Below are 12,767 nucleotides of genomic sequence, written 5' to 3'. Positions count from 1 at the left end.
GCACACCGCGGTGTCGGCTCCGCTCGCCGTCGATCAGGAGGAGACGCCATGTCGCGAATCTCGATCGCTGCCGTCTGTTTCGTCGTCTGCGCGTTGCTCATCGGCGTCACCGTCCCGCGAGGGACCCCGGCCGCCGCGGCCGCGACGACCGCCGGTCCCGGCGAGGCAACCAACTTCGTTCCCGGCGAGGTGTTGATCCGATTCAAGCCCTCGGGAGTGGGATTGGCGCGAGCGAGCGCGCTCGCGGAGCTTAATGCCCTTCCGCTCAAGAAGTTCCCGAGCGGGGCGGAGCACTGGAAGCTCGGCCCGGGAGTGAGCGTCGAGGACGCCATCGGGCGGATGAGCCGGAGGCCAGGGGTGGAATACGCCGAGCCGAACTACTACGTCGTCCCGGCGACCATCCCGAATGATCCCAACTTCGGCAATCAGTGGGGGCTGAGGAATACCGGGCAGGCATACGAGCCCGGGGTCATCACCGGAACCCCCGACGCGGACATCGACGCCGATCTCGCCTGGAACGCCGGCACCGGGAGCTCCAGCGTCGTCGTCGCGGTCGTCGACTCGGGCATCGACTACAACCATCCGGATCTCGCCGCCAACATCTGGACAAATCAGGGTGAGAGCGGAGGTGGAAAAGAGACGAACGGAATCGATGACGACCAGAATGGGTACGTCGACGATGTCCACGGCTACGATTTCGGTGACGGTGACGGAAATCCCATCCCCTATCCCGCCATCGGAAGTTTCTTCCCCGGCGCGTGCCCTTTCATGCCGCGACATGGGACTCTCGTGGCCGGCTTGATAGGAGCCGTCGGGAACAATGGTATTGGGATCGCCGGGGTGAGCTGGAACGTGAAGCTCATGGCGCTCAAGAACGTCGCGCTCGGGGAATCCGCCGGGACCGTGGACAGGTACGTCAATTCCATCAACTACGCGAGGACGATGGGCGCGAACATCATCGACGCCTCCTGGGAGATCCCCCCCCCGTGCCCAGCCCATGGAACCGGGATCTGTTCTCAGACGCTCTACGATGCCATCAACGCCGCCGGCCTGCAGGGGATTGCGTTCGTCGCGTCCTCGGGAAACAACGGGAATGATGAGGACGCCCTCGCGGCGAAGAACCGGTACTATCCCGCGGCGTACGATCTTGCCAACGTCATTGCCGTAGCCGGGTCCGATCCCAACGACGCGCTCTACGGCAACTACGGCGCCACCGTCGTGGATCTGGCCGCCCCTGGCGTCAACATGATCACGACGACGTGGAACCCGGTGTTCACCACCGACGAGGACGGCTGCACGCTCGTTGATGTCGCCCACACGTACGAGTACGACACGGGGACGTCGATGGCCGCTCCCATAGTCGCCGGCACGGCGGCGCTCCTGCGGGCAATCAAACCCACGATCACCCTCACTGAGCTCAAGAGCGTCCTTCTCGCGTCGGCGGAGCGGCGTCCTTCGCTGCAGGGAAAGATGGTGAGCAACGGGCGTCTCAACGCCAACTGCGCCGTGGCGAAGGTGAGCACCAGCCCGGCCGACGCAGATCTCGACGGCGTCCCCGATGCCTGCGACTACTGCCCGTCGCTCTACAATCCCAGCCAGACGGTGGGGGCTCCGGTCGCGCAGGTCCTCTGGCCGAACGGCAGCACCACGGTCTCGATCAACGAGGTCCGGACAATCACGTGGACGGCGTCGGAGACTGGAGGGTGCGTCCCCAAAGTGGACCTCCTGCTCTCCCGCAGCGGGTCGGGCGGACCCTTCCAGACGATCGCGCTCGGCGTGCCCAACACGGGGTCGTACAACTGGACGGTGACCGGACCGACGACGACGCAGGCCTTCCTCAAAGTGGTCGCCCAGGACCCCGCGATGTTCACCGGATCCGACCTGAGCAATGCCGCGTGGACGATTCAGCCCGCGTGCGGCCCCTGCGTCGTGAGCTACTGCGCCGGGGAGGGGTCGCGGTGCACCTTCAACGATACGTGCGGCGCCGGTGGGTGTTGCAACTACACGTGCGCTCCCGACGCCACGTGCGGCGCTCCGGACCCGTGCCCGTCTGGCGCCTGCAGCTGCTGAAGCGCTCGGCCCCCGCGCCGCCGTCGGGCGGCGCGGGGAAACGCGCCGGTTGTCCTCACTCCTCCGACGCCTCGACGCGAAACCGATACTCGTACGGCCGCTCGGCTCCCGAAGCCGGCCGTTCCGTGACGACCAGGGAGTAGTCACCGGCGGTTCCGAGCAGCGCCGCGGGCAAGGTGTACGTGCTCCGTCCCATCGCGTCGAGGAGGAGCTTCCCGTCGCGTCGGGCGAGGAGCCGGCCGTCCGGGGCGTGCAGCTCGATCGTGAACTCCGCCTCCGCGTTCAGGGGGGGAGTGAACGTGATGGTCGCGAGCTCGGCCCCCTCGCGCACGACAAACGTCGGGATCGACCCCTCGGCGCGCGTGAGGGTGGGGAGGCTCAGGACCACGCTCGTTCTCATCTCCGCGTCGCGCCGGAGCCGGGGGAGCCGGATCTCCGCGCCGCCTTCCTCCCGGGTGATCCCGGGGAATCCCAGGGCGGCCCACCAGATCCCGAGCCCCGCCGGGACGAGCAGGAGCGCGGCGACGAGCCAGCCTACGCGCGGGGAGGCGCCGGCGGCGCGTCCGGGGGGAGGGGCGAACGGAGCATCGACCTGTTCGCCGATCTCGCGCGCGATGCGGGAGAGGACCTCCGTCTCCGCCTCGCAGATCTCGCAGCCATCGAGATGGAGCCGGACCGCGGCCTCCTCGTCCCCCTCGAGGCTGCCATTCACGTACCACGGGATCATTGCGTTCGCCTCGTGGTTGCAGCGCTTGCGGCTCACGGCACACGCCCCTTCCCGTCGAGGAGCCGGCGTCCCCCCGCCACCAGCCGATCCTTGCAGCGCGACATGCGGGTTTTCACGGCGCCTTCCGAGATTCCGAGCTTGCGGGCGACCTCCGAATACGAATAGTGTTCGTGAAAGACCATCGAGATGAGCTGCCGGTCCGAGTCCTGGAGGTCGTGCAGGATCTTGCGGACGAGATCGCGGGCGATCGACTGGTCGGACGCTTCCCGTGTGCTGGGGCCTCTACGCGCGTCGACGGCTCCCGGTTTCTCGTGATGGCGCCACGCGAGGCGGCTCGCGTCGATGCAGACGTTCTTCGCGATGCGGTGGACGTACGTCCTCAGCGAGGAGCGGCCGACGAACCTCGATCGGCTCAGGTTGGCGAACACCCTGACCCTGGTCTCCTGCCGCAGGTCGTCCCATTCCGCCCTCAGCGACAGGAACTCCGAGTGGAGGACGGCCGCGATCCAGGAATCGATCGTCCGGACGGCAGCCGGCTCACCCTGGACGAACGCGTCGATCAGCTCCCTGTCGTCCAGCGTTGGAGATTCCGGCAACGGCCTGACCTCCGAGCACTTCATGGGTCGGGCGGAACGTACCCTGATCGGGTGAAGAGCGCAATGCCTCGGGCCCCGGGCCGTCCTATACTGGCTCCCCTCGCGGAAGCCCGGAGCTCACGAGGATGGAGACGCCCCTCCTGAGATGACGCAACCGGCCGTCCAGCCCGCGCGCTGCCCCTCCTGCTCCGGGGAGATCCGCCCCCTCGCGGGGGCGATGCGCTGCGGCTCGTGCGACGAGACCCTTTACCAGCTCGGCCCGGTGGTCCTGAAGCACCGCGCGGCCGCCCCCGTCGTCACGATGGCGATGGCGGCCGACCGTCTCCGCAACCACCTGCGACGCCGCGCGATCCTTCGCCCGGGACGCATCGAGGGGGACTGCTACCTCCTCCCGTTCGTTCGCTTCGAGGGGACGACCCCCGAGGGGGACGAGACCTTCGCGCTCCTCGCGGCGTCCATCGGCGAGGAGAGGCTCGAGGCCCCCTTCCTCCCTCCTGCCGATCTCAAGCCGTTCGAGCCCCCTGCCGAGGGGGCCGCGGGGGCGTCGGGGAGCGGGCACGCCGTCCTGAGGGTGCTGCCGCCGTCGCTCGCCGAGGAGGCGCTGCGCGCGCGCCGCGTCGCGCGGCTGGCGCGCCGCGACGAGCGTCGAGCTGATCCACTTCCCGTTCTGGCTGATGCGCGTCGAGGACACCGGTCGTCTCGAGGGGGCGTGGATGGACGCCATCGAGGGGAAGATGATCCATCACCGCCTTCTCCTTCCCTCGCCCCTCCCGTCGGCGAAGCAGCTCGCCCTCCGGGCCGCGATCCCCGCCGCCGTGGTCGCCGTCGCCGTCTCGGCCCTCCCCGCGGCCGCGCTGCCGGCCGCCCTCGCCGTCTGGGCCGGCTCGGCCGCGATGTTCCGCGCCACGATGGGGAACTCCCGTGGCTGAGAGCGTCGTCGTCGGCCTTCGATCCACCGTGTCGTGCGGCTTCTGCGGAAAACCGATCCACGCCGATCTCGCCGTCCCCGCTCATTTCTGCCGCGACTGCGGATGCTGCCTCCTGGTCCGGACACCCGCCGGTTCGGCCGCGCCGCTCCTCACCCCGCTCGTTCCGCCGCGCGTGACCCGGGAGGCCGCGTGGTCGCGCCTCCAGGGAACCGGCGGGGATCTCGATCGCGCGCAGCTCACCGGCGCGCGGCTCCTCCTCGTGCCGTTCCACGAGTGGGCCCCCGATCTGGGGAGGACCCGCGTCGTGAAGGACGCGCGCGCTCTCCTCGCCCCCGCCTGCGATCTCCTTCCGGCGGGATTCCAGGCCCCGGTCGCCCCGCTCGGAGACGATCGGCGCGGGCTGTCGATCGCGGAGACGGCCCACAGGGGACGTCTCGCCGACCCTGCCGCGGCGCTTGCGCTGATCCGGGAGGGGGAGGCGGTCGACGTGATGGTGCCGGCCCCCGATCGGATCCCCGAAGGGGCCGCGACGGGCTCCTCGCCGCGACTGCTCCACTACCCGCTCTGGTTCCTCACGTACCGCATCGACTGGACAGAGCGGCGAGGCGTCGTCGATGCGGTGACCGGCGAGCCGGTCGGCCCCTCGTCGACGCCCAGGATGTGGAGCCCGGCCGCCCTGGCCGCCGCGGCAGGGGGCGCCGCGTTCGTCGCGGCCTTCGTCGCGCTCCGGCCGCTCGCGATGCCGTGGATCCAGGCGGCCGTCGCGGCCGCCTTCTCGTGCGGCGCCGCGACGTGGACCTGGGGTCTGACGCTCCGGCGCGAGCGCGGGCGCTGACGGGACCCCGCCGGGGTGAAGCGCCTGCGATTCTCCCTCCTTGCGCGGTGACCCTGAAGGACCCCTGAAGGGGATTCGCTCAGCGCGAGGCGGCGGGCCCGATCCCGATGCGGTCGAGGACGCGCTCGAAGCGCGGCTCCGATCGAAGCGGATCGAAGAACGGGTCGACGCCGAGGAACGGGAGGATCCACCCCGCCCTCATCCCGACGGCGGCTTCGAGCGCCGTGATCGCCCCCTCGCGATCTCCGAGCGCGAGCCGGGCCACCGCCTCGTCGGCCGGGGAGGCGCCGGGCTTCCCCCGGCGGGCGACGCGCCGATCGAGATCCCATGTCCAGTAGGCCCGCACGGCGGCCGTCGGATCGGCGCCGTCGAGGCCTGCCACGCTCCCGGGGGGCGCGCCTCGGCCGAGCATCTCGGCGCGCAGCGCGGGCACGGCGGCGGCGAGGTCCCCCTTGAGCATCGCCGAGAGGGCGAGGCACCGCTGCGCCCAGAAGAAGTCCGGCGTCCTCGCGAGCGTTTCCCTCGAGAGGCGCACCGCGTCGTCGTAACGGCGCGCGAAGTACGAGTACCAGCCGACGTCGGAGAGAACGTCGGGGGCCAGCGGGTCGAGCCTGAGGGCCTCGCCGACGAGCCGCAGCGCCTCGTCGTGGCGCCCTCGCGCCCCCCAGTAGGCGGCGAAGTCGTGACGCAGCTCGGCGGAACCCGGGTTCAGCTCGAGCGCCCGCTCCCACTCGGCCCGCGCCCCCTCGAAATCCCAATCGTGGTAGAAGCGGATCTCCGCGAGCGCCGCGTGCGCGTCGGAGAGGGAATCGTCGAGCGCGAGGGCCCTCCGCAACGCATCCCGCGCCGACGCCTCGGCCGCGCTCTCCGGGGCGCCCTGCATCCAGCGCGCCCTCGCGAGCGATGTCCACGCCGGCGCGAACCCGGGGTCTTCCGCCACCGCGCTCTCGAACGCCGAACGCGCCTCATCGATGCGCGGGGCCGGGACGTCCGCGAGCGCCGCGCGCCCTCTCAGGTAGTCGCGATAGGCCGCGGGGGTCGTCGCCGCGGAGGCCTGCGCCCCGTCGGGAAGAATCCGCAGCGCGAGCGCCCGCGCGATCTGCGCGCTCACCTCGCTCTCGAGAGCCAGGGTGTCGCCGAGCCTCCGGTCGTGGTTGCCGGCCCAGAGGTGGACCTCGTCTACGGCGCGGATGAGCTGCGACGTGATCCTCACGCGATCCCGTTCGGCCCGCACGCTCCCCTCGAGGACATAGCCGGCGCCCACCTCAGCGGCGATCTCCCGCGCGCTCTTCGTCGAGTCCCGGTACGTCATCGTCGTCGTGCGCGCGATCACCCCGAGCTCCCGCCCGTACCGGCGGCTGAGCTGCGTGATCAGCTCCTCGGTGAGCCCGTCGCAGACGAACCCCTGCGAGGGATCGCCGCTCAGGTTGCGGTAGGGGAGGACGATGACGACCGGAGCGCCGCCGGGAGACGCGGCCGCGACGCGCGACGCCCGGCTCCAGCCGATCGCCGCGACGGTCGCGACGAGGAGTAATCCCGCGGCGATGGAGCCGGCGAGGCGGGGACGTTGGGGCCGTGAGGCTGCGACGGGAGCCGCCACGGCCGCCGAAGGGGGTGGACCGACGCGCGCAACCGGCGCGATGAACCGGTAGCCCCGCCTCGGCAGCGTCTGGATGAACCGGGGCGCCTCGAACGGGTCGCCGATCGCGGCGCGGATCTGCCGCACGCAGGCGTTGATTCCCTGCTCGAAATCCACGAACGTGCCGTTCTTCCAGACCCGCCTCTGGATCTCCTCGCGGGTCACCACCTCCCCCGCCCGCTCGGCGAGGAGCGAGAGGAGCTCGATCGGCTGCCCCTGGAGCCTGACGACCGACCCCTCGCGCCGCAGCTCGCCGCTCCGGACGTCCAGCTCGAAGGAACCGAACCTCAGGATGTCGGGTCGACCCTCGCCCATGTGCGTGCGCCCGCCCGGGTAGGAGAACACTCATCGGGAACTTTCTATTCGACACGGCAGCACCCCCTTCGGTTCATCCCTCTTTCATCCCCGTCTCATCCCCCTCTCATGACGCCCCGGCGCTCCGGGCGTCTATCCCCCGCGTCAACGCGCGCCGGGGATTCCCGGGGCGCCACAACCGGACCCCTCGAGGCCGCCGCGGGCGGTGGGGAGGGGGTCCAGCGAAGGAGGGACGGTCCATGGTCGTCAAGAAGATGCGGGCGGGTGTGGGAAGGGCGGTCGCGGCGGGCCTGGTGGCCGGCACGGCTCTCGGTGCGGCATGGGTCGGCGCGACCCCCGCCGAGGCGCAGGCGTTCAAGGAGCCGGGAACTGTGGTGTTGAACACCCTCAGCGCGGAGGCTGCCGGCGACAACTTCGGCTGGGTCGCCGAGAGGATCGGCGACCTCGATCACGACGGCGCGGCGGAGTACGTCATCACCGCCATCCTCAACCGCGAGGGGGGGATCCGCGCCGGCAAGGCGTACGTCTACTCGGGGCGCACCGGGGCGGTGCTCCACACCGTCGTCGGCGCCCCCAACGAGCGGATGGGGTACGGAGCCTCCGGCGGCGGCGACGTCAACGCCGACGGCGTCCCCGACTACGTCCTGGGCGCCCCCGGCATCGGCCGGAATCCGGCGCGCGTCCTCGTCATCTCGGGGGCCGATCACTCGATCCTCCTCACGATCCCCGGCGCCCCGGGCACCTTCCTCGGCTTCGACGTCGGCTTCGTGAAGGACATCAACGGCGACGGCCACGATGACGTCATCGCGGGCGCTCCCATCTCGAGCCCGGGCGGCCTCGTCCAGGCGGGCGTCGTCAACGTCTACTCCGGCGCCACCGGCGCCCTCCTCTGGAGCGCGAGCGGCACACAGGCGGGTGGTCTCTTCGGCACGGCGGTCACGGGACTTCCGGATCTGAACGGCGACGGGATCCCCGAGGTCGGAGTCGGCGCGGCCGGCGAGCTGAAGGACTCCGGCCCGGCGAAGATCCCGGGCGGACTCGCCTACATCCTGAGCGGCGCGGACGGCTCGGTGGTGCGGCCGCTCCTTCCTATGGGCACCGCGCTCGCGTTCGGCTTCTTCTTCATCCACGACGCGGGCGACGTGAACGCCGATGGCGTCCACGATGTCTTCGTCGGCGACGTCGCCGACACCGTCCAGAAGAGCTGCTTCAAGGGGCGCGGCTACGTCTTCTCCGGCGCGACGGGGGAGAAGCTCCGCAACATCCCCGGCGAGAACTGCGGTGACGGGATGGGGATCGGCCGCGGCGCGGGGGACGTGGACGGCGATGGTTACGACGACATCCTTCTCGGCGCGTACCTGAACAACGAGGGGAACTTCCAGGCGGGGAAGTGCTACCTCGTCTCGGGGAAGAACGGGCAGTACCTGCGGACGTTCACCGCGACGGGGAACAACACCGAGATCGGCTTCGACACGGTGGCGCTCGGTGACGTGAGCGGGGACGGGGTTCCGGACTGGCTGCTGACGGGCCTCGACATCGCGTACGTGGTGGCGGGGAATCCGATGTCGGCGACGTCAGGAGCGCCGGTGGCGGATGCGACGGCGGACCTGAATCCACCGAAGGGGCACGTGTCGCTGAGGGATCGCGTGCTGCCTGACGGCTCGAACCTCACGGATCCGGCGATGAGGGGATGGAGGTAGGGCTCAAGGATGCGGGCGCCCGGGGCCGGCGACGGTCCCGGGCGTCTGCGCTCCGCATGTCGTTCAGTCGGACGCCTGGCGGCTGGCCGTGCGACCGATCCATCAAGCGCTTGACCGACGCGGCAGTGTTCGAGCGCCCAACAAACTCATTCGTCTCTCCGATCCCGGGATGTACTATTGCCATTTCGCGTCGATATTCTGTAACCTAGATGTCAGCGCAGACTGTCGGCGGTTTTCAGGGACGCTGAGCCATCTATCGAATGAGGGAGGGTTGGGTGACAATTGACACGGGAAGCGCACGCCGCAATCAAGTGCTCAGGAACTCGGGCTTTGGCAGTTCTGGCAAGTCGCGAAGCGGGTTCGGGTTGGTTCGACTGTCGGTGCCCGCGATAAGCGTCGGGATTTTTCTCATCGGACCGGTGCTTGCAGAGGGAGCCGGCTCGCCGAAACCGAAGGAGACGACAGGGCAGGCTAAGACGGAGTTTTCAGTTCAAGGACAGATCGGCGTCATGTCGAACAATTCGTCGTGCAAGAATCCCAAGGAGTACGACGATGCGGACGGCAATCAGTCGATCAAGATCATCGTCTCTCCCCCGACGTGGAAGAAGGGACCCAGGTTCGCCGTAAGGGCCGAACCCGAGTGTGCGAAAGTGCGCGGTGCCGGGAGACTGACATTCATTCTCGATACCTCGGGATTGTCGGTGGGAGACTGGGACGCGAATCACGACAAGGTTGAGATCGAATTTGCCTTCGCGAAGAATCAAGGTTCACCGATGAAGGGTCCCTACAACCAGATCAACAAAGTTCCCTTGAAGCGGGGTCGCTACGAGAATCTCACCCTACCGTTCTACATCGACAAGTCGGTAATGGACCCAAATGCCGCCGCCAAGTCATTGTTCGGTTTCTCGGTCCATCTCTGGCGCGACGAATCCGAATTCCTAGGGGGAGTCGACCCCGGAATCATGGTAGTCGTGAACCCGTAGTCCATCGGTGGTTCCAACCCAGCTCGCGACAGGACTACCGAAGCCGTGCGCCGATTGCGGCATCTTGCCGAGTCAGTGCCAAGTCAGGATTCGTTCTTACGTCGGCGATGGCGCCACCCTCGATCGCCAAGAGCGCATAGCGCACGGCCGCCGCGTCGTCACGACAGATTGCCGAAGCGACCGCCGCGTAGTACGCGATGGATGGATCGCTGGAACGCTCTGCGACGGCACGCGCGGCCTCTGTTGCGGATTGGCCGCAATTACCGGAGCCAGCAAGCGCATTCGCCAGCATGCCTCGCGTAGTAGCGTCCCGCGGATTGGCTGAAAGCTTGGTCTTGGCAAGATCGATCGCCCGTGCATACGACTCGCGTGCGCGTTCTTGAAGCTGGAGCTGGCGGTACGCGTCGCCCAGGTTGGACGCCGTCATCGCCTCGTGCGACATCGACCACGCGACCTCCCACTCGATTCTGGCGTTGTCAAACTTGAGGAGAGCATAGTAGGCGGCTCCCAGGTTGTTGTAAGACTGGACGCTTGGATTGATCTTGAGTGCCGCTTGCAAGAGCGGCACGGCTGCGGCGTAATCGCCTTGAAACATGTGCGCCGCGGCGAGATTCGTATACCCACTATCGCTTCCGGCGTGAAGCTCGATGACCTTCATGTAGAGCTCAATCGCTTTGGCATACCGCCCGCGCTGCAGGCAGTAGTACGCCCAAGTGTTGTAATTATCCCAAAACCCAGGGCGCAATCTTGTCGCGCGGTCGAACATCCGATCTGCGTCCGCATCCCGCCCAAGACTGCCGTACGCCGAGGCGATTCGGCGATGTATCGCGTCGTCCGCCGGAGCCTCGGAAAGCGCTTTCTCGAAGCTGGCGACCGCTTCGATGGAGTGTCCACGCTGAAGTTCGACGAGGCCCATGGCTACGTTTGACTCGGGGGCGGATCCATTGAGGGATATCGCGTGCTCAGCGCTCGAGGCTGCTAGGTCGATCAATGACACGTCTCGAGTTCGCGAGAATCGACTGAGAAGTGCCAATGCAACTCCCGCCTCTGCCTCAGCGAAAGCTGGTTCGGCTGCGATGGCTTCGCGGAAGGCCGCTTCGGCTTGCTCCGCGTTACGCTTCACATCCCACCCCTCGAGAAGCGTAAGGCCGCGGAGGTAGGCCTCCATGGCGGCTGGTCTTCGGCGGCCCGCGATGGATGACCTCTCGGCGCGCGCCCCGACGCGCGGCACGATTTCCGGAGCGATGGCTGCCGAGAGCGGAACGATTTCCACGATCCGCCCCCGAATCTCCCGTGACCACGGAGCCTCGCCCCCAAGTCCGGCCACCTCGATCGACTGCACGAAGCTGTCACCGGCGACCGAAAGCCTCCCCGAGACGATCCAGTTCACGCCGAGCTGCTGCTTGACGATGTTGGGATCCGCCCCACTGCTGAAGCTGCGGCTCGAACCGAACGGTACGAGCTGGATACCCGGAGACACCCTCAGCGCATCAGCAACCGCAAGCGGTACGATATCCTTGAGGTACGCCGATTCTGCAGGTCCTTCGTACGCAAAAGCGAGTATCGCAACCGGAATCGGCTCGACGGGCCCCCGCCCTCCCCGTGCAATCCACATGGTGACCGCCCCCGCCGCGAGCACCAGCACGATCGCGAAACGTGATCTCCGTCGCGTCGGCGCCGCCGGCGCCCCCGGCGTCGCCACCGTCGTGTCCGCCGACCCGGTCGTCCGCAGCCGCACGCGCTTCAAGTCGGCGACAACCGCCCCGCTGTCCGCGTACCGATCCTTCGGCTCCTTCTCGAGGCACTTCGTGACGATCCGCTCCAGCTCCGCCGGAACGTCCGGGTTCGACGACGACGCCCGCGCCGGCCGATCGCGCAGCACCGCGCCGAGGACATCCGTCCGCGTCGCGCCGGAGAAAGCCGGACGCCCGGTGAGCATCTCGTGGAGGACCGCGCCGAACGAAAATACGTCGGACCGCGGATCGACCTTGAGCCCACGGGCCTGCTCGGAGGACATGTACGCCGACGTGCCGAGGATCTCGCCGTGGGACGTCAGATCGGAGACGTTCGTCGGCAACCCGCTCACGTCGGAGGGGACCGCGGCCGACGAACCTTCGTCGTAGAATTTCGCGAGGCCGAAGTCGAGGATCTTCGCGCGGCCATCGTCCGTGATCATGACGTTGCTCGGCTTGAGATCCCGGTGGACGATCCCCGAGCGGTGGGCGTGGGAGAGCGCCTCGGCGATCTCGAGAGCCAGGCGCAGCGCCTCGGCCACCGGAAGAGGCCGCCCCGAAATGGTCTCGCGGAGTGTCTTCCCCTGGATGCGCTCCATCGAGATGTAGTGCGTCCCGGGAGGGAGCGACGTGCCGTCGGACGAGACGACGACCTCGTCCCCCTCGGCCACCTCGCCGACCTCGTAGATGGTGCAGATACCCGGGTGGTTGAGCGCCGCCGCGGCGCGCGCCTCGCGGCGGAAGCGCGCCAGGAGATCGCCGCGGCCGGCGAAGGACTCCGGGAGGAGCTTGAGCGCCACCTCGCGGCCGAGGGAGAGATCCTTAGCCCGGTAGACGACGCCCATCCCCCCGGCGCCGATGCGGTCGAGGATGCGGTAGCGGGAGAGCGCGGGGCGGCTCATGCGCCCCTATCCTATGGGATCTCCTGTCCGAATTGGAGGAGATATCCATTGTTGTCGTAGATCGCGAACTCGCGCATGCCGTACCCGAAGTCCTCGATCGGGTAACAGACGCGGGCCTTGTCCTTCAGGTCGCGCCACGCCCCCTCGACGTCGTCGGTGCGCAGGTACAGCGACCCGGTGAAGGCCGGGCGGTCGAACGGCTCGCGCGGTTTGGGGAGCGCGATCATGAGCGTCACCTGGTCGCGCTTCACGCACGCCCACCCCCACTCCTCGCTCGACGCCTCGCAGCGGAAGCCGAGGACGCGCGTGTAGAAGTCGAGCGCATCCTTCATGTCCTT

The 12,767-nt window shown here is 68.5% G+C and carries 11 protein-coding genes; 5 read left to right on the top strand and 6 right to left on the bottom strand.

Annotated features, from left to right (window positions below; all coding sequences use genetic code 11):
* Positions 1–48: 48 nt before the first annotated feature.
* Positions 49–2,070 carry a S8 family serine peptidase gene (locus tag HY049_20110; protein MBI3451205.1) on the top strand — a complete coding sequence of 674 codons (2,022 nt, stop codon included), beginning with the start codon at positions 49–51 and terminating at the stop codon, positions 2,068–2,070.
* A 55-nt stretch (positions 2,071–2,125) separates the two neighbouring features.
* Here the strand turns inward: HY049_20110 and HY049_20105 are convergent, their stop codons facing one another.
* The 3 genes from HY049_20105 to HY049_20095 all read right to left on the bottom strand — a co-directional run bounded on the left by HY049_20105 (position 2,126) and on the right by HY049_20095 (position 4,084).
* On the bottom strand, positions 2,126–2,833 hold the full coding sequence (locus HY049_20105) for a zf-HC2 domain-containing protein (protein ID MBI3451204.1): 708 nt from the start codon (positions 2,831–2,833) through the stop codon (positions 2,126–2,128).
* Positions 2,830–3,393: an RNA polymerase sigma factor gene (locus tag HY049_20100; protein MBI3451203.1), complete on the bottom strand. Its 564-nt coding sequence runs from the start codon at positions 3,391–3,393 to the stop codon at positions 2,830–2,832. The genes HY049_20105 and HY049_20100 overlap by 4 nt, the downstream gene beginning before the upstream one ends.
* 85 nt (positions 3,394–3,478) lie before the next feature.
* The gene (locus HY049_20095; protein ID MBI3451202.1) at positions 3,479–4,084 is read right to left on the bottom strand and encodes a hypothetical protein; all 606 of its coding nucleotides are present in this window, start codon (positions 4,082–4,084) and stop codon (positions 3,479–3,481) included.
* Between the two features lie 22 nt (positions 4,085–4,106).
* On the opposite strand from HY049_20095, the gene HY049_20090 reads away from it, so the two are divergent.
* Positions 4,107–4,322 carry a hypothetical protein gene (locus tag HY049_20090; protein ID MBI3451201.1) on the top strand — a complete coding sequence of 72 codons (216 nt, stop codon included), beginning with the start codon at positions 4,107–4,109 and terminating at the stop codon, positions 4,320–4,322.
* Positions 4,315–5,157: a hypothetical protein gene (locus HY049_20085; GenBank protein ID MBI3451200.1), complete on the top strand. Its 843-nt coding sequence runs from the start codon at positions 4,315–4,317 to the stop codon at positions 5,155–5,157. Before HY049_20090 ends, HY049_20085 begins: the two co-directional genes overlap by 8 nt.
* A 79-nt stretch (positions 5,158–5,236) precedes the next feature.
* On the opposite strand, the gene HY049_20080 is transcribed toward HY049_20085, so the two are convergent.
* On the bottom strand, positions 5,237–7,111 hold the full coding sequence (locus HY049_20080) for a winged helix-turn-helix domain-containing protein (protein MBI3451199.1): 1,875 nt from the start codon (positions 7,109–7,111) through the stop codon (positions 5,237–5,239).
* Between the two features lie 239 nt (positions 7,112–7,350).
* Here HY049_20080 and HY049_20075 point away from each other — a divergent pair, with 239 nt between their 5' ends.
* Complete coding sequence (locus HY049_20075; GenBank protein ID MBI3451198.1) at positions 7,351–8,811, top strand: FG-GAP repeat protein; 1,461 nt, start codon at positions 7,351–7,353, stop codon at positions 8,809–8,811.
* 275 nt (positions 8,812–9,086) lie between these two features.
* Positions 9,087–9,794 (top strand): hypothetical protein, encoded by a 708-nt coding sequence (locus HY049_20070; protein MBI3451197.1) that lies wholly within the window; start codon positions 9,087–9,089, stop codon positions 9,792–9,794.
* A gap of 34 nt (positions 9,795–9,828) precedes the next feature.
* Here the strand turns inward: HY049_20070 and HY049_20065 are convergent, their stop codons facing one another.
* Positions 9,829–12,429 carry a protein kinase gene (locus tag HY049_20065; protein MBI3451196.1) on the bottom strand — a complete coding sequence of 867 codons (2,601 nt, stop codon included), beginning with the start codon at positions 12,427–12,429 and terminating at the stop codon, positions 9,829–9,831.
* An 11-nt stretch (positions 12,430–12,440) separates the two neighbouring features.
* A complete protein-coding gene (locus HY049_20060) occupies positions 12,441–12,761 on the bottom strand; it encodes a VOC family protein (GenBank protein MBI3451195.1) in 321 nt (106 codons plus the stop codon).
* Positions 12,762–12,767: the final 6 nt, after the last annotated feature.

The sequence above is a fragment of the Acidobacteriota bacterium genome (assembly GCA_016195325.1).
Lineage (GTDB): Bacteria > Acidobacteriota > Polarisedimenticolia > JACPZX01 > JACPZX01 > JACPZX01.
This window is presented reverse-complemented; position numbering and strand designations above follow the sequence as displayed.

Bases quoted from the DNA above. Each gene is read 5' to 3' on its own strand.
- HY049_20110 (MBI3451205.1), top strand. From the start codon at position 49: ATGTCGCGAATCTCGATCGCTGCCGTCTGTTTCGTCGTCTGCGCGTTG.
- HY049_20090 (MBI3451201.1), top strand. From the start codon at position 4,107: ATGGACGCCATCGAGGGGAAGATGATCCATCACCGCCTTCTCCTTCCC.
- HY049_20080 (MBI3451199.1), bottom strand. From the start codon at position 7,111: ATGGGCGAGGGTCGACCCGACATCCTGAGGTTCGGTTCCTTCGAGCTG.
- HY049_20075 (MBI3451198.1), top strand. From the start codon at position 7,351: ATGGTCGTCAAGAAGATGCGGGCGGGTGTGGGAAGGGCGGTCGCGGCG.
- HY049_20065 (MBI3451196.1), bottom strand. From the start codon at position 12,429: ATGAGCCGCCCCGCGCTCTCCCGCTACCGCATCCTCGACCGCATCGGC.
- HY049_20060 (MBI3451195.1), bottom strand. From the start codon at position 12,761: ATGAAGGATGCGCTCGACTTCTACACGCGCGTCCTCGGCTTCCGCTGC.